The 22057-nt window shown below is 58.7% G+C and carries 22 protein-coding genes; 5 read left to right on the top strand and 17 right to left on the bottom strand.

Going from position 1 to position 22057, the window contains the following annotated elements; all coding sequences use genetic code 11:
• The first annotated feature begins 5 nt into the window (after positions 1–5).
• Together argJ and mutT are read left to right on the top strand one after the other, a co-directional pair.
• A complete protein-coding gene (gene argJ, locus ACFWW4_RS03105) occupies positions 6–1220 on the top strand; it encodes a bifunctional glutamate N-acetyltransferase/amino-acid acetyltransferase ArgJ (protein WP_411889523.1) in 1215 nt (404 codons plus the stop codon).
• Complete coding sequence (gene mutT / locus ACFWW4_RS03100) at positions 1217–1615, top strand: 8-oxo-dGTP diphosphatase MutT (protein WP_411889522.1); 399 nt, start codon at positions 1217–1219, stop codon at positions 1613–1615. Before argJ ends, mutT begins: the two co-directional genes overlap by 4 nt.
• A gap of 252 nt (positions 1616–1867) precedes the next feature.
• On the opposite strand, the gene ACFWW4_RS03095 is transcribed toward mutT, so the two are convergent.
• The 11 genes from ACFWW4_RS03095 to pip all read right to left on the bottom strand — a co-directional run bounded on the left by ACFWW4_RS03095 (position 1868) and on the right by pip (position 15933).
• Positions 1868–2377 (bottom strand): hypothetical protein, encoded by a 510-nt coding sequence (locus tag ACFWW4_RS03095; protein WP_411889521.1) that lies wholly within the window; start codon positions 2375–2377, stop codon positions 1868–1870.
• Between the two features lie 210 nt (positions 2378–2587).
• The gene (gene infB / locus ACFWW4_RS03090) at positions 2588–5074 is read right to left on the bottom strand and encodes a translation initiation factor IF-2 (protein WP_411889520.1); all 2487 of its coding nucleotides are present in this window, start codon (positions 5072–5074) and stop codon (positions 2588–2590) included.
• Positions 5071–5703, bottom strand: coding sequence for an RNA-binding protein (locus tag ACFWW4_RS03085; protein WP_411889519.1), 633 nt, complete (start codon positions 5701–5703; stop codon positions 5071–5073). The genes infB and ACFWW4_RS03085 overlap by 4 nt, the downstream gene beginning before the upstream one ends.
• A gap of 25 nt (positions 5704–5728) precedes the next feature.
• Positions 5729–7339, bottom strand: a complete 1611-nt coding sequence (gene nusA, locus ACFWW4_RS03080) for a transcription termination factor NusA (RefSeq protein ID WP_411889518.1) — start codon at positions 7337–7339, stop codon at positions 5729–5731.
• Positions 7339–7917 carry a ribosome maturation factor RimP gene (gene rimP, locus ACFWW4_RS03075; RefSeq protein WP_411889517.1) on the bottom strand — a complete coding sequence of 193 codons (579 nt, stop codon included), beginning with the start codon at positions 7915–7917 and terminating at the stop codon, positions 7339–7341. Before rimP ends, nusA begins: the two co-directional genes overlap by 1 nt.
• A gap of 267 nt (positions 7918–8184) precedes the next feature.
• Positions 8185–8811, bottom strand: coding sequence for a hypothetical protein (locus ACFWW4_RS03070; protein WP_411889516.1), 627 nt, complete (start codon positions 8809–8811; stop codon positions 8185–8187).
• 634 nt (positions 8812–9445) lie between these two features.
• Positions 9446–10987 carry an ABC transporter substrate-binding protein gene (locus ACFWW4_RS03065; protein WP_393932838.1) on the bottom strand — a complete coding sequence of 514 codons (1542 nt, stop codon included), beginning with the start codon at positions 10985–10987 and terminating at the stop codon, positions 9446–9448.
• Positions 10988–11040: 53 nt separating this feature from the next.
• Positions 11041–12693, bottom strand: a complete 1653-nt coding sequence (locus ACFWW4_RS03060) for an ABC transporter ATP-binding protein (protein ID WP_411889515.1) — start codon at positions 12691–12693, stop codon at positions 11041–11043.
• A complete protein-coding gene (locus ACFWW4_RS03055) occupies positions 12690–13886 on the bottom strand; it encodes an ABC transporter permease (protein ID WP_411889704.1) in 1197 nt (398 codons plus the stop codon). Before ACFWW4_RS03055 ends, ACFWW4_RS03060 begins: the two co-directional genes overlap by 4 nt.
• Positions 13886–14878 carry an ABC transporter permease gene (locus ACFWW4_RS03050; RefSeq protein ID WP_393932834.1) on the bottom strand — a complete coding sequence of 331 codons (993 nt, stop codon included), beginning with the start codon at positions 14876–14878 and terminating at the stop codon, positions 13886–13888. The genes ACFWW4_RS03055 and ACFWW4_RS03050 overlap by 1 nt, the downstream gene beginning before the upstream one ends.
• Positions 14879–14937: 59 nt before the next feature.
• Positions 14938–15933 carry a prolyl aminopeptidase gene (gene pip, locus ACFWW4_RS03045; protein ID WP_411889514.1) on the bottom strand — a complete coding sequence of 332 codons (996 nt, stop codon included), beginning with the start codon at positions 15931–15933 and terminating at the stop codon, positions 14938–14940.
• Between the two features lie 52 nt (positions 15934–15985).
• Here pip and ubiG point away from each other — a divergent pair, with 52 nt between their 5' ends.
• Positions 15986–16735, top strand: a complete 750-nt coding sequence (gene ubiG / locus ACFWW4_RS03040) for a bifunctional 2-polyprenyl-6-hydroxyphenol methylase/3-demethylubiquinol 3-O-methyltransferase UbiG (RefSeq protein ID WP_411889513.1) — start codon at positions 15986–15988, stop codon at positions 16733–16735.
• Between the two features lie 79 nt (positions 16736–16814).
• Here the strand turns inward: ubiG and ACFWW4_RS03035 are convergent, their stop codons facing one another.
• From ACFWW4_RS03035 to ACFWW4_RS03010, 6 genes are read right to left on the bottom strand one after another with little or no spacing between them, the layout of a single operon-like run.
• Positions 16815–17252, bottom strand: a complete 438-nt coding sequence (locus ACFWW4_RS03035; protein ID WP_411889512.1) for a GNAT family N-acetyltransferase — start codon at positions 17250–17252, stop codon at positions 16815–16817.
• Positions 17213–17599 carry a hypothetical protein gene (locus ACFWW4_RS03030; protein ID WP_411889511.1) on the bottom strand — a complete coding sequence of 129 codons (387 nt, stop codon included), beginning with the start codon at positions 17597–17599 and terminating at the stop codon, positions 17213–17215. Before ACFWW4_RS03030 ends, ACFWW4_RS03035 begins: the two co-directional genes overlap by 40 nt.
• A complete protein-coding gene (locus ACFWW4_RS03025; protein ID WP_411889510.1) occupies positions 17599–18042 on the bottom strand; it encodes a MarR family winged helix-turn-helix transcriptional regulator in 444 nt (147 codons plus the stop codon). Before ACFWW4_RS03025 ends, ACFWW4_RS03030 begins: the two co-directional genes overlap by 1 nt.
• Positions 18042–18872: a carbon-nitrogen hydrolase family protein gene (locus tag ACFWW4_RS03020; RefSeq protein ID WP_411889509.1), complete on the bottom strand. Its 831-nt coding sequence runs from the start codon at positions 18870–18872 to the stop codon at positions 18042–18044. Before ACFWW4_RS03020 ends, ACFWW4_RS03025 begins: the two co-directional genes overlap by 1 nt.
• Positions 18869–19126, bottom strand: coding sequence for a glutaredoxin 3 (grxC, locus tag ACFWW4_RS03015; RefSeq protein ID WP_393932822.1), 258 nt, complete (start codon positions 19124–19126; stop codon positions 18869–18871). Before grxC ends, ACFWW4_RS03020 begins: the two co-directional genes overlap by 4 nt.
• Positions 19127–19158: 32 nt before the next feature.
• Positions 19159–19881 (bottom strand): double zinc ribbon domain-containing protein, encoded by a 723-nt coding sequence (locus ACFWW4_RS03010; RefSeq protein WP_411889508.1) that lies wholly within the window; start codon positions 19879–19881, stop codon positions 19159–19161.
• A 23-nt stretch (positions 19882–19904) separates the two neighbouring features.
• Between ACFWW4_RS03010 and ACFWW4_RS03005 the strand changes: the two genes are divergently transcribed.
• Together ACFWW4_RS03005 and hemH are read left to right on the top strand one after the other, a co-directional pair.
• Positions 19905–20732 (top strand): methyltransferase domain-containing protein, encoded by an 828-nt coding sequence (locus ACFWW4_RS03005; protein WP_411889507.1) that lies wholly within the window; start codon positions 19905–19907, stop codon positions 20730–20732.
• Positions 20733–20784: 52 nt separating this feature from the next.
• A complete protein-coding gene (gene hemH, locus ACFWW4_RS03000) occupies positions 20785–21870 on the top strand; it encodes a ferrochelatase (RefSeq protein ID WP_411889506.1) in 1086 nt (361 codons plus the stop codon).
• The last annotated feature ends 187 nt before the right edge of the window (positions 21871–22057 follow it).

Genomic DNA, 22057 nt, shown 5'->3' with positions numbered 1-22057 from the left:
CGCCAATGGCGATATCACCACTTGCCCCGGCCGCATTCCCTGACCTGCCGGTTATTGATGGGGTTACCTTCGCTGCAGCCTCTGCTGGCGTAAAATACAAGGGTCGCGCGGATGTCATGCTGGCGCTTCTTGCGCCGGGCAGCGCCATTGCTGGGGTATTCACACGGTCCGCGACGCGATCAGCACCTGTGCTGGATTGCCAGGCGAAACTGGGCGGTGATCCGTCGGGACCTGCGGCTGTTCTGGTGAATTCTGGTAATTCAAATGCCTTCACCGGCAAGAACGGGATTGACGCGGTTGCCGCGCTGACCTCTGCCGTTGCTGAGGTTACTGGCATAGACGCCAAACGGGTTTTCACGGCATCGACTGGCGTGATCGGCGAACCGCTGCCTTTTGAACGGATTACCGCAAAGCTGTCAGACCTTTATGACGCGCAATCGGCGACGTCGATCACTGATGCCGCGCGTGCGATCATGACCACCGATACCTTTCCAAAGGGTGCGACCGCGACGGTCGATATCAGCGGCAAGTCGGTAAAAATTGCAGGAATTGCAAAGGGTTCGGGCATGATCGCACCCGACATGGCGACGATGCTGGTCTATATCTTTACCGATGCGCTGATCGCGCAGGATGATCTGCAAGCGCTGGTTTCGGAGTGGAATAACAAGACCTTCAACTGCATCACGGTCGATAGCGACACCTCGACATCCGATACGTTGATCATGGTGGCAACCGGAGCGTCTGGGGTCGATGTTACTGGAAACGCTGCATTTTCCGAGGCCCTGCATCAGGTCATGCTGGACCTCGCGCATCAAGTTGTCCGCGATGGTGAAGGGGCCAGTAAGTTCGTGACCGTCGGCGTCACGGGTGCTGCAAATGATGATGATGCCCGTAAGGTCGCGCTTTCAATCGCAAATTCGCCGCTGGTCAAAACCGCCATCGCGGGCGAGGACGCCAATTGGGGTCGCGTTGTCATGGCTGTCGGCAAGTCAGGCGCGGCGGCAGATCGGGATACGCTGTCGATCCGCTTTGGCGACATCACTGTCGCCGAAAATGGTTGGCGCGCACCGGATTATTCTGAAGAGGCCGCAGCGGCTTATATGAAGAACGATGAACTGGTCATCGGCGTTGATATGGGCATTGGCGATGGCGCCAGCACCGTTTGGACTTGTGACCTAACCCACGGGTATATCAGCATTAATGCGGATTATCGGTCGTGAAAACAGTTCTTGTCTCGGCGGTCGCGCTGATCGACGTGGATGGTCGTGTGCTGCTGGGCCAACGCCCCGAGGGCAAATCCATGGCCGGCCTGTGGGAGTTTCCGGGCGGCAAGGTTGAGGCGGGAGAGACGCCGGAGGCGGCTTTGATCCGCGAATTGCATGAAGAACTGGGGATCGACACCTGGGCATCATGTCTGGCCCCGCTGACATTCGCGAGCCATTCATATGATGATTTTCATTTGCTGATGCCGCTTTTCGCCTGCCGCAAGTGGGAAGGCGCGCCGCAATCGCGGGAAGGACAGGCGCTGAAATGGGTGCGCGCACATGAGCTGCGGGATTATCCGATGCCTGCGGCAGACATCCCGCTGATCCCGATTTTGCGCGACTGGTTATAGGCCGCCGCGCAACGTTCGGTGGTGTTGCGTGGGGAGTACCGCGCGGTGATTTGGCCGGAATCCACGAATCATTCGTTAATACTGGTGTTTTCGTCGATTTGGGCGATCGGCATCGCGTCGGCAAAACGTCGGACTTGCGTCGGACCCCTATCAGCGAATTTGCGGGATTAACGCCGCGTGCGGTGTAAACGTAAATGCGGCGTTAAGGTTTTGCGGTCGAGTTGATCTGCAGGCTCACACGCTCAGATCTGCTTAGTTGCTTCTGCCATAGGTGATTGATCCGGTGATGCCGGACCCGCCTATGTTTTCCCGTCGCGCCGTGACACTGCCACTGGCAGAATGGCCGGATTTGTTATTGAAGCCGAATGTCAGGGAGCCGCTGAATTCGATCCCGGATTCCCCATTTTCCGGGCGCGGATCACTGGCCGCATCCAGTGCGGATTGCAGTGCGATGGCGTCCGCGTCAGGTTGGGTGTCCATGATCATGTCCGACAGCACCTCGCCCGTGGTCCGGCTGACAATCACCTCGCGCCGGTGTTCGCCATTATTGGCCGTGATACGGGTACGCCCGAGCGTGGTCGTGGTGACATCTTCGATCTGATAATCCACTGCCTCTAACCCGCGTACAACGTCGGCATAGTTGCGGTTCTGGCCTAGCTGGTAGGTTTGCCCCAGCCCCGAATAATCAGCGTCTTGCGCAGGGGCCAACGCTGGCATTGCAGCCAATGACAGCGCGACGGGCAGGATGGTGAAAAATCTCATGATGCTCTCACTTGTGGTTTGACGGGTGCCATGATCAGCACGTTAACCGATCTTTGCCGGTTCATCACGCGATGACGATGGATATCCATGTGTATTTCGCGTCTTTCAACCCGTAGATTGACGCGGGCAGCGAGCCAGATGCGGGTTTCGACCACAAACGAAAAGGGCGGCCCTGCCGGACCGCCCCTTTTCGATGCCTCTTTGATCGGATCAAAGGTTGCGTTCGACCTCTTCCCGCTCGAAGATTTCGATCACGTCATCGGGCCGGATATCTTCGTAGTTTTCGAAGGCCATGCCGCATTCCTGACCGGACTGGACCTCTGGCACTTCGTCCTTGAAGCGTTTCAGGGTTTTCAGCGTGCCTTCGTGGATCACGACGTTGTCGCGCAGCAGACGCACACCGGCAGAGCGGCGCGCCACACCTTCGGTGACGATACAGCCGGCGACCTTGCCCACATTGGAGACCTTGAAGACCTCTTTGATGGAGGCGTAGCCGATGAACTTTTCCTTGATCTCGGCGGAGAGCAGGCCGGAGGCCGCTTTTTTGACGTCGTCCACTAGGTCGTAGATCACCGAATAGTACCGGATTTCGACGCCTTTCTGGTTTGCCGTGTTCCGTGCGGTCGCATTGGCACGCACGTTGAAGCCAAAGACCGGCGCACCCGATGCTTCGGCCAGGCCGATATCGGTTTCGGTGATGGCGCCGACCCCGGAATGCAGGACGCGCACGCGCACCTCTTCGTTGCCGATTTTTTCCATCGCCTGCACGATTGCTTCGGCGGAACCCTGCACGTCGGCCTTGACCACGATGGGCAATTCGCTGACGTTTTCGTTTTCCTTGGCGTTGGCCATCAGCTGTTCAAGCGTGGTTGCCGCACCGGCAGCCGCACGTTTTTCCTTGGCCGCTTTTTCACGATATTCGGCGATTTCACGCGCCTGCGCATCGGTTTCGACGACGTTGAGAACGTCACCCGCTTCTGGCGTGCCATTCAGACCAAGCACTTCGACCGGAACGGCAGGGCCTGCTTCCTGAACGCGTTCGCCCTTGTCGTTGATCAGGGCGCGGACCTTGCCGTACTGTTCGCCGACAACGAAGATGTCGCCCTGATGCAGCGTGCCGTTCTGGATCAGAACGGTGGCCACGGGCCCGCGACCCACGTCAAGCTGCGCCTCGATCACGGCACCTTCGGCGGCGCGGTCGGGGTTGGCTTTCAGTTCGAGGATTTCGGCCTGCAGCGCGATGGCTTCGAGCAGATTGTCGAGGCCCTGACCGGTGATTGCCGAAACTTCGACATCCTGCACTTCGCCGGACATCTTTTCGACGATGACCTCGTGCTGGAGCAGGTCGGTACGCACCTTGTCGGGGTTGGCGGATGGTTTATCGATCTTGTTGATCGCCACGATCATCGGCACGTTGGCGGCCTTGGCGTGGTTGATCGCCTCGATCGTCTGGGGCATCACGGCGTCATCAGCAGCGACCACAAGTACTACGATATCCGTCACCTGCGCCCCGCGCGACCGCATGGATGTAAACGCGGCGTGGCCGGGTGTATCGAGGAATGACAGCACCGCACCGCTATCGGTTGTCACCTGATAGGCACCGATATGCTGGGTGATCCCGCCAGCCTCGCCCGCGACAACCTTTGCGTTGCGGATCGCGTCAAGCAGCGAAGTTTTCCCGTGGTCGACATGGCCCATGATTGTGATGATCGGTGGGCGTGATTTGAGGTCTTCGGGTTTGTCTTCGACGGCTTGAATGACGTCTTCGACGTCGGCGTCAGAGACGCGCACGACCTTGTGCCCGAATTCTTCGATGATCAGTTCGGCGGTGTCCGCGTCAATCGTCTGGTTCTGGGTCGCCATGATCCCGTTATTCATCAGGGCCTTGACCACATCAGCCACACGTTCGGTCATCCGGTTGGCCAGTTCCGAGACGGTAATCGCCTCTGGCAGGGCCACATCGCGGAAGATCTTTTCACGCTCGACAGATCCGCCCATCGCCTTGGCGCGGGCGCGGTCCTGCTTGCGTTTCATTGCGGCCATGGATCGCTGGCGTCCACCTTCGCGACCGGTCAGCGCATCGTTCAGTGTCAGCTTGCCGGACCGACGGCCATCGTCGCCACCGCGACCCGGCTTGGACTTGCCACCCTTGTCGCGGTCGTCCCCGCCACGGTCCGTCTTGCGCGGCGCGGCTGTTGGACGCGAGACCGCAGTCTCGCCAGGCACGGCGGCAGCGGCGGGTGGGGCATCGGCGACGGCCTTGGCTTTTGCGGCCTCTTCACGCTTGCGTTCTTCTTCGTCAGCCTTGGCCTTGGCACGTTCTTCACGTGCCTTGTCTTCGGCTTCCTTGGCCTCAATCTCAGCACGGCGTGCCTCGCGTTCGGCGGCGCGTTCCTTTTCCTCGGCTTCGCGTTTGGCTGTTTCTTCAGCCTCGCGCGCCTTGGCGTTGGCAAGCGCCTTCATCCGGCGTTCGAGTTCGACATCCGAAATACCAGCCGGACGTTTGGACGGATCACCGCCAATCGGACCAGTGGGTTTTGCTGTCGGCTTGGCCGCACCAGGCTTGGGCACCACAACGCGCTTGCGCTTGGTTTCCACCACCACATTCTTGGTCCGCCCATGGCTAAAGCTTTGCTTCACGTTGCTTGGACGCGAACCACCCAGGCCGAGTGTCTTTTTACCGTCGTTATCGCTCATCTAGCTTCTTTATCCTTCCCGGCGGCCGTATAACCACCGTTCACTTCGCGCAGACCACGTAGCTTTGTGGCTTCCTCTACAACACGATTGCTGAGTCCACCAGTGGCAAGCGCGCCATGTATCACAGTTTGCCGCCCAAATGCCAAACCCAATTCGGTTGACGTGAGGCACCCGAAATAGCGGGCCCCTTCGGGCGTCCATAATTTCGTTTTCCCGCGTTCGGACCCATCAGAGGCCTGAACAAGAACGCGGACCCGTTCACCACCGGCAAGCCAGCCCTTTACCTTTTCAAACCCGCAGACGGCAAGGCCGGCCTTGCGGGCCAACGCGATCAGATCCACGACCCGGCGCGCCAATTGGCGTTCCACCTCATCAACCAGACCATCGGGCACGGTGACCGCTTGCTTGGCCGATCTGGAAAACTGGCCTTTGCGGGCGTCTTCCAGCGCCTTGCGGTCGGCGGTTACATATATACCACGTCCCGGTAACTTACCCAAAACGTCAGGCACAACCTGATTGTCGGGGCCCACAACAAAGCGGATCAGTCCAGCCTTTGGCTGTACCTCACCGGTGACGATGCATTTGCGTTCAGCATCGTCCCGATCCTTGTTATGGCCGCCCCGCGCCATCTGTTGCCCCACCGGAGACCTGAAATCAGGCCTCCGCCTCCTCTTCTGTCTCTTCTTCTTCGGCTGCTGCCTCAAGCTCGGCCGGGTCGACCCAGCCCAGCATGACGCGCGCGGTCATGACCATGTTCTGTGCTTCTTCAAGCGACACATCGAACGGTTCCAGCACGCCATCGTCCTTGACCCTTTCGCCATCCACGGTCGTCCAGCCGCCAGCCAATTCCCAGTCCGCACAGGTGGCAAAGTCTTCCAGCGTTTTCACGCCATCTTTGCCCAGCGCCTCGAGCATTTGCGGTGTCAGCCCTTCAAAATTGGCAAGGCTGTCTTCGACACCCAGCGCACGGGCGGCTTCCATCGCCTTTTTGGCCTGTTCTTCGAGGTAATCACGGGCGCGTGCCTGCAATTCACCTGCGGTGTCTTCGTCGACGCCTTCGATAACCAGAAGTTCGTCAATTTCGACATAGGCGACTTCTTCAAGATTTGTGAAGCCTTCGGAGACCAGTAGTTGGGCAAAGAATTCGTCCAGATCAAGAGTATCCATGAACAATTTTGTTCGCTGCTCGAATTCAGCCTGACGCCGCTTGGATTCTTCTTCCTCGGTCATGATGTCGATGTCGAGGCCGGTCAGCTGGCTGGCCAGACGCACGTTCTGACCGCGCCGCCCGATGGCGAGTGACAGTTGTTCCTCGGGCACGACGACTTCGATCTTGCCAGCTTCCTCGTCCAGAACAACCTTGCTGACCTCTGCGGGCTGCAATGCGTTGACGAGGAAGGTCGGCATGTCTTCGTTCCAGGGAATGATGTCGATCTTTTCGCCCTGCAATTCGTTCACGACGGCCTGCACACGGGAACCGCGCATACCGACGCAGGCGCCGACAGGATCAATGGAGTTGTCGTAGCTGATAACCGCGATCTTGGCGCGCGAACCGGGGTCACGGGCCACTGCCTTGATCTCGATGATGCCTTCGTAGATTTCGGGCACTTCCATCTTGAAGAGTTCGGCCATGAATTCCGGCGCTGTGCGCGAAAGGAAAATCTGCGGGCCGCGCTGTTCGCGGCGCACTTCCTTGATGTAGCAGCGGATACGGTCGTTGGGGCGGTAAGCCTCGCGGCCGATCTTTTCATTGCGGCGCAGGATCGCCTCGCCAGCGCCTACATCGACGATGACGTTGCCGTATTCCTCGCGCTTGACCAGCGCGTTGATGATCGTACCAGCGCGATCCTTGAATTCTTCGTATTGCTTGTCACGCTCGGCTTCGCGGACCTTTTGCAGGATTACCTGTTTGGCCGATTGCGCCGCGATCCGGCCCAGTTCGACCGGTGGCACCTCTTCGATCAGCTGTTGGCCGACCTCGGGGTTTTCCATGTACTGCTTGGCTTGTTCGACGGTGAATTCAGCCTGATAGTTTTCCAGCTCTTCATCCTCGACCACGGTGCGGACGCGGGTGAATGTCGCCTTGCCGGTCTTGCGGTCGATGGACACGCGAATGTCCATTTCGGCCCCGTAACGGGATTTCGCAGCACGGGCGAGCGATTCTTCCATCGCTTCGACCACCAGATTGGGGTCGATCATCTTTTCGCGGGCCACGGCCTCTGCTGTTTGCAGAAGCTCGAGCTGGTTGGCTGATGTGATTGCCATCAGGTGTTCTCCTCACCTTCAATTATTGTTTCGATTTCATCAAATTGGGTCTCGTCTATCTGACCCGCATCCTTGCGTCCGCGCAGTACGTCGCGGATCAGTTCATCTGTCAGGACCAGCTTGGCGTCGGACAGCCAGTCGAATTTCAGCCCGATGGTGCCTTCCTCGATCGTGATCAACACCTCATCGCCTTCGGTACCCGCCAGCGCCCCCTTGAACCGGCGACGGCCGTCGATCAGTTGTTCGGTTTCGATCTTGGCTTCGAACCCTTCCCACTGGTCGAAATCCTTGAGCCGGGTCAGGGGGCGGTCGATGCCGGGGCTTGAGACCTCGAGGTTGTAGACATCGACGATGGGGTCTTCGACATCCAACACCGCGCTGAGGGCGGTTGATATCTGGCCGCATTCATCCACCTCGATCTGGCCATCGGGCCGCTGCACCATGATTTGCAAGATCGTTTCCTTGCCGCTCATCAGGCGGACGCGCACGACTTCGAATCCCATGTCTTCGACGACAGGGGTCACGATTTCCGCTACACGGCGGTCAATCGCCGCCTTTGCAATCAGGTCATTCGTCATGGTCAAATCCGCCATTGCGGCACAAAAAAACGGGCGCGCGGCCCGTCGATATTTCCCGGTGGAGCCTTGGGGGTGGAAGCCAAAACGCCGCTATTGATGGTGATATACGCAGAGTGGACTGAGTCTGCAAGGGGCATGATTTCATGACGCCGGCGCAGGGGACGATCGGGGGTGTAGATAACATCAGGACCGGCCCCGCCAAGGGCCGGTCCTGGATCATGGTCGTCAGTGGGCTACGACCATGATCCTCTGGTCAGGATCGCTGCTTTAAAGCCCAAGTAAACGGTTGAGTTCGGCCAGCGCAGCGGGCGACAGATCTGACCCGCCAGTCAGAGCGGCGAGGACTTCTTGGGTTTCCGCCTGCGCGTCCAATGCATCGTCCCGTGCCGCCTGATATTCATCGGCGGCGGTTGTCACTGCGTCTTCATATCCGCCTTCGGGGAATTCTGCGATGATTTCTTCTTCGCTGAGGCCTATGAGGCGCTGGTATTCGGCGTAGGCTTCATCCTGAACGGCAACGACATCCGCAAAGTCGCCGCGCGCCTGTTGATAGGCGTAAAGTTTGCCTGGCATGCTGTTGGGCGAGGCGTTGCGCAGCGCGTTGGGGTTGGCGTGTGCCGCGTTCAGGCTGCCAAGTTCGCGGGCGAGCGCGCCGCGTCCGTTGCTGTTGCCGTTTCCGTTACCGCGCCCGTTGCCGTTCGCATTGGCATGCTGATTTCCGCGGCTTTCGGTGCGATCCCGGCCACCATTGCCGCGCCCGTTACCATTGCCATTCCCTTTGCCGCGTTCGGCGTAAGCCTCGGTGGTCGACATGAATGTCACCGTTGCAGCAGTCGTAGAAAGAATGAGCGCAACAGCGCTGGTCTTAAGAAGCGTGTTGAGAATCGAGGTCATGTTTGTACCTTTCCCGTTAATTCGACCATTCAGGCGTATCAGCGGTGCTGTGAATGACGCATGAACTACTTGTTATGTTGGAGTTCCGCGTCAAATCCGCGTAACAGTTTGTAAAATATGATATTTTCTGGATGGGTGTTAATGCACGAAGATGAACAGCCGTACCGCGACCGGCGGAAATCTGCTGTTAAAGTATTGAGACTTTTAAGTTTACGCGCCCGAAACCCTGAAAACAAAACACCCCGCCGTTTGGCGGGGTGTTTGCGTAACCACTACTGATACCTCAGTCCACTCGTTCACTAAGACACAAAAGAGGAGTCGGAAACCCAGGGCTGTTTGATAGAGCTCGGTCCTGCCATCTGTCGAAGGCAGATTGTCACCCTGACATCCAAAACATCACAATATCAGAATACTTACAGCATTCTGCGTGAACCTCTGTTGAACAATTCGTTATCTGGAGATGTTAGGTTTTGTCGGAAAATAGTGAGGAAACGATTATTTTCCAAAGACTTAGGACGTTAAGATAAATGAATGGCCAAAATTTCATTCAAAAAACTTTCATTTGAGATCGGTAAAATGAGAAACGCCCCACCGATTGGCGGGGCGTTTCGAAAAATCAGATCCTGTCAGAGGATCAGGCGATAGACCACCGTTCGGCCATGCGGCCGTTATCCATCTGCCAGAGGTTGCCCACCGTGTCCGGCGTTGCAATCCGGTTGTTCACCGCTTGCACATAGTTGGCGAACATCGGGATCAGTACGCCGCCTTCGTCGCGCAGGATCTGTTGCATTTCCCCGTACTGTTCGCGGCGCTTGTCGCTGTCGAGTTCAGCGCGGGCGGTCAGCAGCAACTCCTGGAACCGTGGGTGATCCCACTGGCTGTCGTTCCATGGCACGCCAGCCTCGTAAGCGGTCGAGAACATCCAGTCTTCGGTCGCGCGACCGGACCAGTAGCAGGCGCAGAATGGTTTTTTCAGCCAGACATTGGACCAGTAGCCGTCTGACGGTTCCTGTACGACATTGATGTTGATGCCACCTGCCGCTGCAGAGGCTTGGAACAGCTGAGCCGCATCAACGGCCCCTTCAAAGGCGGCGTTCGAGGCGGACAGGTCGATATTGATGCTGTCCAGACCGGCCTGTTGCAGGTGGAATTTGGCCTTGTCGGGATCGTAGGCCAGTTGTTCCATATCACCGGCGTAATACTGGTTTGCGGGGCCGATGGGCGTGTCGTTCCCGACCTGGCCATGGCCCAGCAGGATCTTGTCGACCATTTCCTGACGGTTGATGCCGTATTTCAGGGCTTGGCGCACATTCACATCATCAAACGGCGCGGTCTTGGTCAGCATCGGGAAGCTGTAATGCTGGTTGCCGGTCACTTCCTGAATCCGCAGGGCGGGGTTCGCCCGCAGCAAGGCCTCGGTCTTGAAGTCGATCCGGTTGATCGCATCGACCTGCCCGGTCATCAGCGCATTCATCCGGGCGGTGTTGTCGTTGATGGCGATATATTCGATCTCATCAAAGAAGCCAGCGCTGTCGCCCTTGTAGTGGTCGGCATAGCGGGTGGCGACCATGCGCACACCGGGGTCGAAGGCCTGGACCTGATAGAGGCCTGTGCCGATGCCTTTGGCGATGCCTTCCTCGATCTGCCCGGCGGGGAAAATCAGGATGTGATAGTCCGACATCAGATAGGGGAAATCCGCGTTGCCGGCGGCCAAGGTGAACTGGACCTGATGGTCAGTGATCTTCGTCATCTCAGTGATGGCTTCGACGATTGGCTTGGCCGCTGATTTGGATTCTTCACCAAGGTGCATCTGGAGTGATTCAATCACGTCATCCGCACCGAAGGGCTTGCCATTGTGGAAAGTCACGCCCTGGCGCAGGTTGAATGTCCAGGTTTTGGCGTCGGCGGATGCTTCCCAGCTTTCGGCCAATTCGCCCTTGAGCGATCCGTCAGCGGCAATTTCTGTCAGGCTGTCGAACACCGTGCCTTGTGCGGACGCGATCATGAAAAGATCGGAATGGGTCCGGCCATCCCAACTGTCTGTCGTGTTTGCGCCGCTGAGGCCCGCAGTCAGTTTACCGCCACGGGTCTGCGCGCGCAGCGGCATGCCCGAAAGGCTTAGAACACCGGCGGCGGCCCCTGTCTTGAGCAGCCCGCGTCTACTAATTCCATTCATGATCGTTCTCCCTGGTTCGATTTATCCGCACCCGTCAGGGCGCCTGATTCGCATTACATCTTATCAACTGCGGCATCGCCGATGTTATCAACTCCGCGTTCCGCCAGCAGATTGGTCAGCCAGTCGGGGTCCATTTCTGGGACCGACGACAGCAAAAGGTCGGTATAGGCGTGGTGAGGCGGTTTGAACATGTCATCTTTTGGCCCCTGTTCGACCACGCGGCCATCCTTCATCACCACCACCTCATCCGAAATCGCTTTCACGGTGGCAAGGTCGTGGGTGATGAACATATAGGTCAGCGACAGGTCATCCTGCAATTTGGCGAGGAGTCGCAGGATACCTTCGGCGACCAGTTGGTCCAAGGCCGATGTGACCTCATCACAGATGATGAATTTCGGCTCGGCGGCAAGCGCCCGTGCGATGCCGATCCGCTGTTTCTGCCCGCCCGAAAGTTCGGACGGCAGCCGGTTGTAGTACTCTGTCGGTTCCAGTTCGATCTGTTCCAGCAGCGCATCGACCCGTTTACGTTTTGCGCCGCCCGTCAGGCCCAGATAGAACTGCACGGGCCGCGCGATGATCTGGCCGATGGACATGCGCGGGTTCAGGGCCGTATCGGCCATCTGGTAAATCATCTGGACCTGCCGCAACTGATCCTTGGATCGTTTGCGATAGTCAGGTGGCAGCACCTCGCCATCGAGCAGTATCTGCCCTGCCGTCGGCGGCAACAGCCCTGTAATACAGCGGGCGGTGGTCGATTTGCCCGATCCGCTTTCGCCGACCACGGCCACGGTTCGGCCTGCATGCATGTCAAAGCTGACGTCGTACAAAACGGGAACCTTGCCATAGGCCGCATCCACATTCTGCACGCTTACCACCGGGGTTGATCCGGTGATGACATCGGGTTTGCGTGGCCGTTCAAAGCTGCGCACGGCCCAGAGCGATTTGGTATAGTCCTGCGTGGGCGCGGCCAGCATGGTGCGCGTGTCTGCGGTTTCGACCTCATCCCCTTTCAGCAGCACCTTGATCCGGTCGGCCATCTGCGCCACGACCGCAAGATCGTGGGTGATATAGATCGCGGCTGTATTGAACTGTTCGACGATATCCCGGATGGAGGCCAGAACCTCGATCTGGGTGGTCACGTCGAGCGCGGTTGTCGGTTCGTCAAAGATAATCAGATCGGGACGGCAGGACATGGCCATTGCCGTCATCGCCCGCTGCAATTGCCCGCCGGAGACCTGATGCGGATAGCGGAAACCGATCTCCTCGGGGTTAGGCAGGCGCAGCTTGCGGTAAAGCTCGATCCCGTCCGCCTCACTTTCGCCCCGGCCCATGACGCCGTGCTGCACGGGTCCTTCCACATGCTGATCCATCAACTTGTGGGCCGGGTTGAAGCTGGCGGCGGCGGACTGCGCCACATAGGCGATGCGTTTGCCCAGCAGTTCCCGCTTGGTTGCCGCTGATGCGGTCAGCAGGTCGATCCCGTCAAATTCTACGGTGCCTTCGCTGATCCGCACGCCATCGCGGGTATAGCCCATGGCGGCCAGCCCAAGGGTAGATTTGCCTGCGCCGGATTCGCCGATCAGGCCGAGCACCTCACCCCGAGCAAGGGTTAGGTCGACCCCATTGATGATCGGATTCCAAGTTTCATCGCTACGGCCTTCAAGCTTGACGCCGCGCATTTTGACGAGGGGGGGTTCGTCGCTCATTCTTTTAGCCCCGATGATTTGTGCAGCATCCAGTCAACCACAAAGTTGACCGCAACGGTCAGCAAAGCGATCGCCCCGGCCGCGAGCAATGGTGCAGTGGCGGCCATCGGTGCGAACTGCGCGTAGTTTACGAAACCGCCCAGATCGCGCACCATGGTGCCCCAGTCAGCGAGCGGTGGCTGGATGCCGACGCCAAGGAAGGACAGCGCCGCGATGGTCAGGAAGACAAAGCAGAAGCGCAGCCCGAATTCGGCCAGCAGGGGGGCCGTGGCGTTGGGGAGGATTTCCTTGAACACCAGATACCCCAGGCCTTCGCCCCGCAGCTTTGCCGCCTCGATATAATCCATCACCACGATGTTCTGCCCGACGGCCCGCGCCAGCCGGTAGACCCGCGTGCTATCGATGACGGCGATGATCAGGACCATGAATACGGTAAGCGGAATGCCCAGTTCTGGTGCCCAGACGCTGGCGATGGTCATCAGGAGCAGCGCAAAGATCAGCGAGGGGATCGCCATCAGCACGTCGACAAGGCGCGACAGGACCTGATCAAGCCAACCGCCCAATGTGGCCGCCAGAAACCCGAATGTGCCGCCCAGCAGGAATGCCAGCAATGTGGTGGCAAAGGCGATGCCAACGGTGTTCTGGGCCCCATAGATCAGGCGGCTGAGGATATCGCGCCCGATCTGGTCGGTGCCAAGCGGGAAATCGGGGCTGCCGCCCAGCGCAGGATCACCGCCGGGGGTGATGTTCGCAGCAACGCCTGGGATGATCTGTTCCTGTCCATAGGGGGCGATGGCGGGCGCAAAAATCGCCAGAATGGCGTAGATCAAGATGGTCAGGATGCCGAAAGAGGCGGTCAGCGGCATGGAGCGGAACATCTTCTTGGTCCAAGCGGTGCCGACCGACCGGCCAAGAATGCGGAACAGCCATGCGGCGATGGCGAATATGATGAACCCTTCGATCGCGATGCGCAGGAAAAAGAACTTGTTGGCGACCAGTGGGTCTGCGCTACGCCCCTGCAGATAGGCCCAGCCCAGCCACAGCAGGACAACGACACCAAGCACATAGCCATAGGCGACGCCAAAAGGCATATCGCGGAATTTCGGCGCTTTGCCCGTGGCGGCCTGCCCGGCAAAGCGGAAACCCCAGGCCAGTGCCCCCATGCCGACCAAAGTGGCTAGGATCCAGATAATCATTTCGGATGCCTCAGACGCGGATTGGACAGGATCGACAGGATATCGGCCGTCAGGTTCAAGAGGATATAGGCCGCGGCGAAGATCAGGCAGCAGGCCTGAACGACCGGGATATCGCGGATTTTCACGCTATCGACGAAGAGCTGGCCAATGCCCGGGTAGACGAACACCACTTCGACCACCACAACACCGGTGATCAGATAGGCAAGGTTCAGCGCAATCACGTTGATAATCGGCGCCAGCGCGTTGGGCAGGGCGTGCTTTACAATCACCCGCATCGGCGACAGGCCCTTGAGCCGCGCCATTTCAATGTAGGGTGAGGCTAACAGGTTGATGATGGCCGCGCGGGTCATCCGCATCATGTGGGCGGTGACCACCAGGGTCAGGGTTAATGCCGGCAGCATCGACTTTTCTAGTCGTTCACTGAAGGCCATCCCCTCAAAGATATTCGAAAGCGATGGGAAAATCGGGTTCAAGACTGCAAGAAACAGGATCAGGATATACGCGAGGAAGAACTCTGGGCTGGAAATCGACGACAGCGTGAAGATGTTGGTTGCGCGGTCAAAGACAGTATTGCGATACAGCGCTGCCAAAATCCCAAGGATGATCGAAAAAGGCACCGCAATGGCCGCCGTCACCATGGCCAGAAACATTGTGTTGGCAAAGCGGGGTGCGATCTGGGCGGCGACGGTTGTTGCGCCCGAGTCGGTGCCGGTAAAGCTTGCAAAATTCGCCTGTGCAAAGCTGGTGCCGAGATCGCCACGCAGCACGCCACCCAGCCAGTCGAAATACCGCGTGATCGGCGGCTGATCGAGCCCCAGGTCACGCCGGATTGACGCCACCGCATCGGGCGTGGCCCCCTGGCCAAGGATATTCTGTGCGAAATCGCCAGGCAGCAGGTTTACCGCCGTAAAGATCACAACCGAGACAATGAGCAAGGTCAGCACGCCCAATAACAGGCGTTGCAGGATAATCGTCAGGACATTGCCCAAAAGCTTTTGTTCCCCGTTAGTCTTGATGAACTTTAGCGGCTGGTTTTCACCTGTAAACCCTAAAGCCCGAGCGTTCCGCGCTGGGCACCCATCATATCCATCGTGCGCACCAGTTCCGCGCTGATCCCCGGTTCGGACAAAGCATGGCCTGCCCGACCGATCAAGGTCAACCGCGACTTGGGCCACATCTGCGCCAGCCGGTGTGCCGAGACCGGCGGACAGATCATGTCGTACCGTCCTTGCACGATGACGCCCGGGATGTCAGCAATCTTGTCCATCTGGGCCGGGTTCAGGATTTGCTGATCCCCTGACAGGAACCCGGCATTGTAGAAGTAGTGGTTTTCCAGCCGTGCAAAGGCGCGGGCGTAATCGGCAGGGCTTTCCCCGGTGATCCCGTCGCTGTCGATAGAGGCCAGCGCGTTTTCCCATGATGCCCACGCGCGGGCATAGCGCGTCTCTTGCGGTAGATCGCCAGAGAACAGCCGCCTGTGATAGGCCGCGATAAAGTTATCCTGCTCGTCTTTCGGGATCAGACTGGCAAAGCTTTCCCACAATTCCGGCCAGAATTTGCCCGCGCCGCCACCATAGAACCAATCCAGTTCCGGCTGGGTCATCAGGAATACGCCGCGCAGGGTCAGCGCCGCAGCCCGGTCGGGATGGGCTTGGGCATAGATCAGCGCGAGTGTCGCCCCCCAGGACCCGCCAAAGACGATCCAGCGATCGATGCCCAGCGTTTTGCGGATCAGTTCGATATCCGCCACCAGATGCCAGGTCGTATTTGCCTGAACGCTTGCATGGGGTCGTGACCGGCCACAGCCGCGCTGATCGAACAGGATCACCCGAAAGACATTGGGATCGAAATACCGGCGCATCGCGGGGCTGCACCCGCCACCGGGACCGCCATGCAGGACAACAACAGGCACACCATCGGGGTTACCGCATTGTTCGACATAGATCCGATGCCCGTCACCCACATCCAGCATCCGCTGATCGAAGGGATCAATGGGCTGGTAAAGATGTGCACCTGGGCGCTTTTGTCCTACGACTTTGTCCATAACCGATCTATATCCCCTATCGACACGACTGACCATCATTCGGAGCCGCAAAATGTCAGCAACCGCCACCAACACTGTCGACCCGTCCGAGATCGCGAAATTCGAGGCAATGGCGGCGGAATGGTGGGACCTGGACGGCAAGTTCAAGCCGCTGCACATGATGAACCCGGTGCGGTTGGATTACATCACCAGCCAGATCGCGGCAGAGTACGGGCGCGACCTGAACGGACCGGAACCGTTCAAAGGCCTGCGCATTCTTGATATCGGCTGCGGTGGCGGCTTGCTGTGCGAACCGATGGCCCGGTTGGGGGCAACGGTCGTTGGGGCTGATGCGGCCGAACGCAACATCCCGGTCGCCCGCATTCACGCCGAACAATCAGGGCTGGAGATTGATTATCGCCACACCACGGCAGAGGCATTGGCCGAAAGCGGCGAACAGTTCGACGCCGTGCTGAACATGGAGGTGGTCGAACATGTGGCCGATCCGCAGGGGTATCTGACCGCCTGTCAGCAATTGATGAAGCCGGGCGGAATGCACATCTGTTCGACGATCAACCGCAATCCCAAAAGCTTTGCCATGGCGATTGTCGGGGCCGAATGGGTGATGCGCTGGCTGCCCAAGGGGACCCATGAGTGGAACAAGTTTATCACGCCCGATGAGCTGTTTGCCCTGCTGGAAAAGGCGGGCATGACACCGGTGGACCGCAAGGGGTTTGTTTTCAACTTTGCCCGTTTCACATGGTCGATCTCTGACCGGGACCTTTCGGTGAATTATGTGACTGCGGCGACAAAACCGGCGTGACGGGGTACAGACTTTCGCCGAAAGTCTGTTTGCAAATCCTGCAAGAGGATTTGGTAGCAATTTTTGGGCCGAAAATTGGCTAATAGCCGGGTTTCGTTGCTTCGACCAACGTCTCTGCAATGCGAAAGCCCATTCGCCGGTAAAGGCGACCGGCATCGCTTTTCGCCTCTGCCACCATGATGGGGCGCGCCTTTGGTGCCCGGCCCAGCGCCCATTTCGCTGCCTGCACCAGAAGTGCGGCACAGATCCCACGCCGCCGGTGCGAGGCGCGTGTTTCAACTGCCTGATATCGGGCGATCCGGTCGTCGTGAAACATGCCCATTGACCCCACGAGAATACTGCCGTCAAAGGCGCCAAACCATGCGCCCATCCCATCGGCAATCTGTTTACGGCGCGCGGTATTCCGGCGTTGCAGGAAAGGGGTATGAAGCTTTGGATCATGACCTTCCTCAAGCGCTACTTCGGCCTGAAGATCTGTCAAAGCGGTCCAGTCAGCCTCACCGGCCAGCGGGCGCAAGACAATGCCATCCGGCGGTCGGGCGTCCCGTATCTCAGAATCGACGGTGGCGTATCCGACGTTCCCAACTCGTAACCGTGAGGTATCAGGACTGCGGCCAGCGGTGCGGGATCAAGGCCCGGCACGTCCCATATGATGGTTCGATGTGTCGCATCGGGGAAATCGGTCTGGAACTGGGACACCTGCGCCAGCGCATCCCCGGGCGGATGTTTCATGATGACCAGATTGCCGTGCCGGTAATCAGGTTCGTCCGGTGTCTGCATGACAACGCGGTCTTCATATGCCTCGAACACCGATTGGCCCTGCATGACCAGCGCATCGCTTGCCAGCGCCAATGACCGAAACATCATTCGATCTGGCTGAGTTTCAGGCGCATTTCCCGCAGGACTGGCAAGGCGATCCGTACCTTGTCCTCGCCGACTTTGCCCACGACCTCGGCAATCACGGGTGCGATGGCGGCCAGTGCGGCCTCGCGGGCGGCTTGGCCCGACGGGCTGATCGCGACCATCTTGCGCCGCGCATCGTCCCAATCGGGGCGGATATGCACCCAGCCCGCCCATTCCAACTTGTGAAGGGTATTTGTCATCGCGCCGCGGGTCAGATGGAATGTCTTCGCCAGTTGGGCGGGTGACCGTTCCGCCCCCGCATGGGCGAGATGGTTGAGAACAGAGAAATGCGACAGCTCCATCCCTTTGGGCAGGACCCGCGCCACGCTGGCGCGCGCCAGCTGATCCACTGCCAAAATCTCGCTGAAGAGCGATACGGCGAGATTGGAGGACGTTTCAGACATCAGGGTCCTTCGAAAGGGCGGTCGTGGGATAAGGCCGCGATACGTTTGCGGCTTTGTGACACTTCCCTTAGGTCAAGATCAACCAATGCGATACCGGTATCTGTGCCCAAATCCGCCAACACCTCGCCCCAGGGCGAAATCGCCATGGAATGCCCATAGGTTTGGCGCGGTTTGCCTGCAGTCGCGGAATGGGTGCCGGTTTGGGCGGCGGCCAGCACATAGGACCCGGTTTCAATCGCCCGCGCCCGCAACAACGGTTCCCAATGCGCGGCACCGGTTATGGGTGAAAAGGCGGATGGGATTAACAGAACCTCAGCCCCCGCCTGCGCCAAGGCCCTGTAAAGATAGGCAAACCGGATATCGTAACAGATGCTCAGGCCGATTTTGGCAAAAGGCGTGTTCGCGATGACGGCCTGCTGTCCTGGTCGATAACCGGCGGATTCGCGATAGGTTTCGGTTGCGGACACGGTGACATCGAACATGTGGATCTTGTCGTAGCGCGCCACGATCTGACCTGCCGGATCGATGAGGAAGGACCGATTGGCGAACCTGCCATCCGGGTCATCGGTTTTTAGCGCCAGAGAGCCGATAGATAGCCAGATGCCATGCCGGATCGCCGTTTCGCGCAGACCCTTCAGCGTCAGATCATCCGCCTCATGCTGCAGCACCCGGTTCTGATGCGCCCGGTCCTGTGACATGCAGTTGGTTACCTCTGGCGTCAACACAAAACCGGCGCCTTGACCCACGGCCTCCGCAATTAAGTCACATGTCCGGGGCAGGTTTGCCGCCGGATCATCGCCGGAGTTGAGTTGGATCAGCGCCGCCTTCATGCAGCCAGCATAGCATCCAGTTTGCCGCCACGCTCAAGCGCCATCAGGTCGTCGCAGCCGCCCACATGTTTGCCGTCGATGAAAATCTGCGGCACGGTGCTGCCACCATTGGCGCGCTGGATCATTTCGGCCCGGCGTTCCGGCTGGGCGGAGATATTGACCTCGGCAAAGCTTACCCCTTTCGACTTCAGCAGTCGTTTGGCCATAAAACAAAAGCCGCATGTGGGCTTGGTATAAATCTCAACAGTCGACATTGATCGGGTCCTTGGATCGGTTTCCCAATCATTTAGGCGTCTTTGACCACCCTTGCCAGTGTAACAATCGACACATTCGCGGCACCGGCCGCTTTCACGGCCTCCGCGCTTGCGGCCAATGTCGCCCCCGACGTCATGACATCATCGACCAGCAGGACGGATTTACCTTTGATGACCGGGACACGCTTGGGATTTGGCACAATCGCATCCGCAAGTGCGGCAAACCGGGCGTCGCGGCTATGCCCCTCCAGCGGTTTTGTTTTTTTGGGCCGACGCAGGGCGTCGGCACAAACAGGACGCTCCAGAACCCGCCCCAATCCGTTCACCAGCAATGCCGCCTGATTATAGCGTCGCCGCGCCAGCCGTACCCAATGCAACGGCACGGGCACCAGTACCGTATCATCCCGCAACAGCGGGCGCGCAATCCGTGCCATCCATAGTGATGCCGGGCGTGCCAGATCTGTCCGATCCCCATGTTTCAACCGCAGCACCAGTCGGCGCCCGATGCCCGTATAGATCAGCGCCGCACGGCCCCTGTCCCAGGGTCGAGCGATGATCATGCAGTCGTCGCATTGTATCACCTCGCCCTGATCTTCGCCCGGCAACGGCGTTCCGCAAGTGTCGCAAACCAGCCCGCCAATGAACTGCGTCTCGCGCCAGCATGGCCCGCAAAGCCCAAACTCTGCCTCGGTATGCGCATCACAGGCCACACATTGGGCCGGGTAAATCGCACGAATGACGCTTTGCAACCGCATGCCAGCACCCTAGATGGTGGTCCATGGACAAAATGCCCGACCTTGTTGACCGCACAGCACTCGCCCGAAATCGCGCGCGCGCCGAACCCGACGCGCTGTTCTTGCAAGAGGCCGTGGCCGGTGAGCTGCAAGAAAGACTGATCGAGGTTAACAGAACCTTTAAATCAATCGCGATCGTGACGGGTTTTCCGGATTTCTGGGCGGCGCGTTATCCGGACGCGACTATCGTCGCTGACGATGACGCACTCGCGCTTGAACCTGCCGCGCATGATTTGATTTTACACTGCATGTGCCTGCATTGGGCCAACGATCCGGTCGGGCAACTGGTCCAATGCAGGCATACACTCAAGCCTGACGGGCTGCTGCTTTGCGCCTTTCTTGGTGGCCAGACCCTGCATGAACTGCGCGCATCGCTGGCCGAGGCCGAAGCCGCGATCACCGGTGGCCTGTCGCCGCGCATTGCGCCAATGGGGGAAATCCGCGATCTGGGTGGGCTGTTGCAGCGCGCCGGTTTTGCCTTGCCCGTGGCCGACGCCGCTCCGCTGACCGCCAGCTATGCCAATGCCTTTCACCTGATGCACGATCTGCGCAAGATGGGGGAAAACAATGCGCTGACCGACCGGATCAAACATCCGACACGGCGCAATGTACTGACCGAAGCTGCCAGTATCTATTCCGCCAGTTTTGGCAACGAAGACGGTCGGGTGAACGCCACCTTTGAGATTATCACCTTGACCGGGTGGGCGCCCTCCGACACGCAACAACAACCTTTACGCCCAGGCAGTGCCACGGCGCGACTTGCCGACGCATTGGGCACGACTGAAACGCCTTTAGACAGGTCCAAAGATTGACGCGAGCCGTATTCCATTTAACTGCATCACTAATCACGCTACGTAGAGGGTCATGAAAATGTTCGACGCACAAAGCCAGGCCGCAGAGCGCCCAGCAACATGCCCCGCGCATGCGCCAGCCGATCACCCCAAGATCAAACCGGCCCGCGTCGGTATTCTGATTGCCAATCTGGGCACACCGGACGGGACAGATTACTGGTCGATGCGCCGCTATCTGAACGAATTTCTATCTGACAAGCGGGTCATCGATTATTCCGCCTGGATCTGGCAGCCGCTTTTGCAACTTGTGATCCTCAGCAAGCGGCCCTTTTCATCGGGTGCCGCTTATAAATCCATCTGGAACGAAGACGCGGACGAAAGCCCGCTAATGACCATTACCAAGGCGCAGACCGCAGCGATCAAACAGCGCATGATCGACCGCTTTGGCGACGATGTGCGCGTTGATTTCTGCATGCGATACGGCAACCCATCGACCAAATCCAAGGTGCGCGAGATGGTCGAGGCCGGGTGCACCAAGATCCTGTTCTTCCCGCTTTATCCGCACTATGCCGGGGCCACGTCAGCGACGGCGAATGATCAGTTCTTTCGCGCCCTGATGGAGGAAAAATGGCAACCGATTGCCCGGGTCGTCGAACCTTATTACGCGGACCCGGCCTATATCGAGGCTTTGGCCCAATCCATCGAACGGTCTTATGCCGCGGCCGAGGTAAAACCACAAAAACTCGTCTGCTCTTACCACGGCGTCCCCGAACGGTATCTGCGCGAAGGCGATCCTTACCATTGCCAATGCCAGAAAACGACGCGACTACTGAAGGAACGGCTGGGTTGGGACGACACCCAGATCATAACCACCTTCCAGTCGCGGTTCGGGCCAGAGGAATGGCTGAAGCCATACACCGTGGAAGAGGTGGCCCGGCTGGCAGAGGAAGACGGTATCAAAAACATCGCCGTATGCGCACCAGCCTTTTCAGCCGATTGCATCGAAACGCTCGAAGAAATCAACGAAGAGATCAAGGAAAGCTTTGAAGAGGCCGGCGGCGAGCATTTCACCTATATCCCCTGCCTCAACGATGACGCGGCACATATTGATGCCTTGTCTGGCATTGTCGAAAAGAACCTCAAGGGGTGGCTGGGGTAAACCGACCCAGATAAGAAGATGACTTTCAGATACCCGCCCGCAGCGCGGCGGGTATCTGCAGCGGCGTGAACGCAATTTTCCCAGCAAGAAACATGTTTCAGATCACAAAAGTCGCAGGGGACACCGATGGGTGTGAATAGTGTTACGATGACCCAAGTTTTCGGACCATCGCAACATACCCAAATGG

The organism is Yoonia sp. SDW83-1 (genome assembly GCF_046762885.1).
Lineage (GTDB): Bacteria > Pseudomonadota > Alphaproteobacteria > Rhodobacterales > Rhodobacteraceae > Yoonia.
Note: the sequence above shows the minus strand (reverse complement) of the source record. Positions and strands in the feature narration are given on the sequence as shown.

Bases quoted from the DNA above. Each gene is read 5' to 3' on its own strand.
- rimP (WP_411889517.1), bottom strand. From the start codon at position 7,917: ATGACGAATGACCTGATTGCAAAGGCGGCGATTGACCGCCGTGTAGCG.
- ACFWW4_RS03030 (WP_411889511.1), bottom strand. From the start codon at position 17,599: ATGTTTCGGTCATTGGCGCTGGCAAGCGATGCGCTGGTCATGCAGGGC.
- ACFWW4_RS03095 (WP_411889521.1), bottom strand. From the start codon at position 2,377: ATGAGATTTTTCACCATCCTGCCCGTCGCGCTGTCATTGGCTGCAATG.
- ubiG (WP_411889513.1), top strand. From the start codon at position 15,986: ATGTCAGCAACCGCCACCAACACTGTCGACCCGTCCGAGATCGCGAAA.
- hemH (WP_411889506.1), top strand. From the start codon at position 20,785: ATGAAAATGTTCGACGCACAAAGCCAGGCCGCAGAGCGCCCAGCAACA.
- ACFWW4_RS03010 (WP_411889508.1), bottom strand. From the start codon at position 19,881: ATGCGGTTGCAAAGCGTCATTCGTGCGATTTACCCGGCCCAATGTGTG.
- ACFWW4_RS03085 (WP_411889519.1), bottom strand. From the start codon at position 5,703: ATGGCGCGGGGCGGCCATAACAAGGATCGGGACGATGCTGAACGCAAA.
- ACFWW4_RS03005 (WP_411889507.1), top strand. From the start codon at position 19,905: ATGGACAAAATGCCCGACCTTGTTGACCGCACAGCACTCGCCCGAAAT.
- ACFWW4_RS03020 (WP_411889509.1), bottom strand. From the start codon at position 18,872: ATGAAGGCGGCGCTGATCCAACTCAACTCCGGCGATGATCCGGCGGCA.
- ACFWW4_RS03060 (WP_411889515.1), bottom strand. From the start codon at position 12,693: ATGAGCGACGAACCCCCCCTCGTCAAAATGCGCGGCGTCAAGCTTGAA.
- grxC (WP_393932822.1), bottom strand. From the start codon at position 19,126: ATGTCGACTGTTGAGATTTATACCAAGCCCACATGCGGCTTTTGTTTT.
- argJ (WP_411889523.1), top strand. From the start codon at position 6: ATGGCGATATCACCACTTGCCCCGGCCGCATTCCCTGACCTGCCGGTT.
- infB (WP_411889520.1), bottom strand. From the start codon at position 5,074: ATGAGCGATAACGACGGTAAAAAGACACTCGGCCTGGGTGGTTCGCGT.
- ACFWW4_RS03025 (WP_411889510.1), bottom strand. From the start codon at position 18,042: ATGTCTGAAACGTCCTCCAATCTCGCCGTATCGCTCTTCAGCGAGATT.
- nusA (WP_411889518.1), bottom strand. From the start codon at position 7,339: ATGGCAATCACATCAGCCAACCAGCTCGAGCTTCTGCAAACAGCAGAG.
- ACFWW4_RS03065 (WP_393932838.1), bottom strand. From the start codon at position 10,987: ATGAATGGAATTAGTAGACGCGGGCTGCTCAAGACAGGGGCCGCCGCC.
- pip (WP_411889514.1), bottom strand. From the start codon at position 15,933: ATGGACAAAGTCGTAGGACAAAAGCGCCCAGGTGCACATCTTTACCAG.
- ACFWW4_RS03070 (WP_411889516.1), bottom strand. From the start codon at position 8,811: ATGACCTCGATTCTCAACACGCTTCTTAAGACCAGCGCTGTTGCGCTC.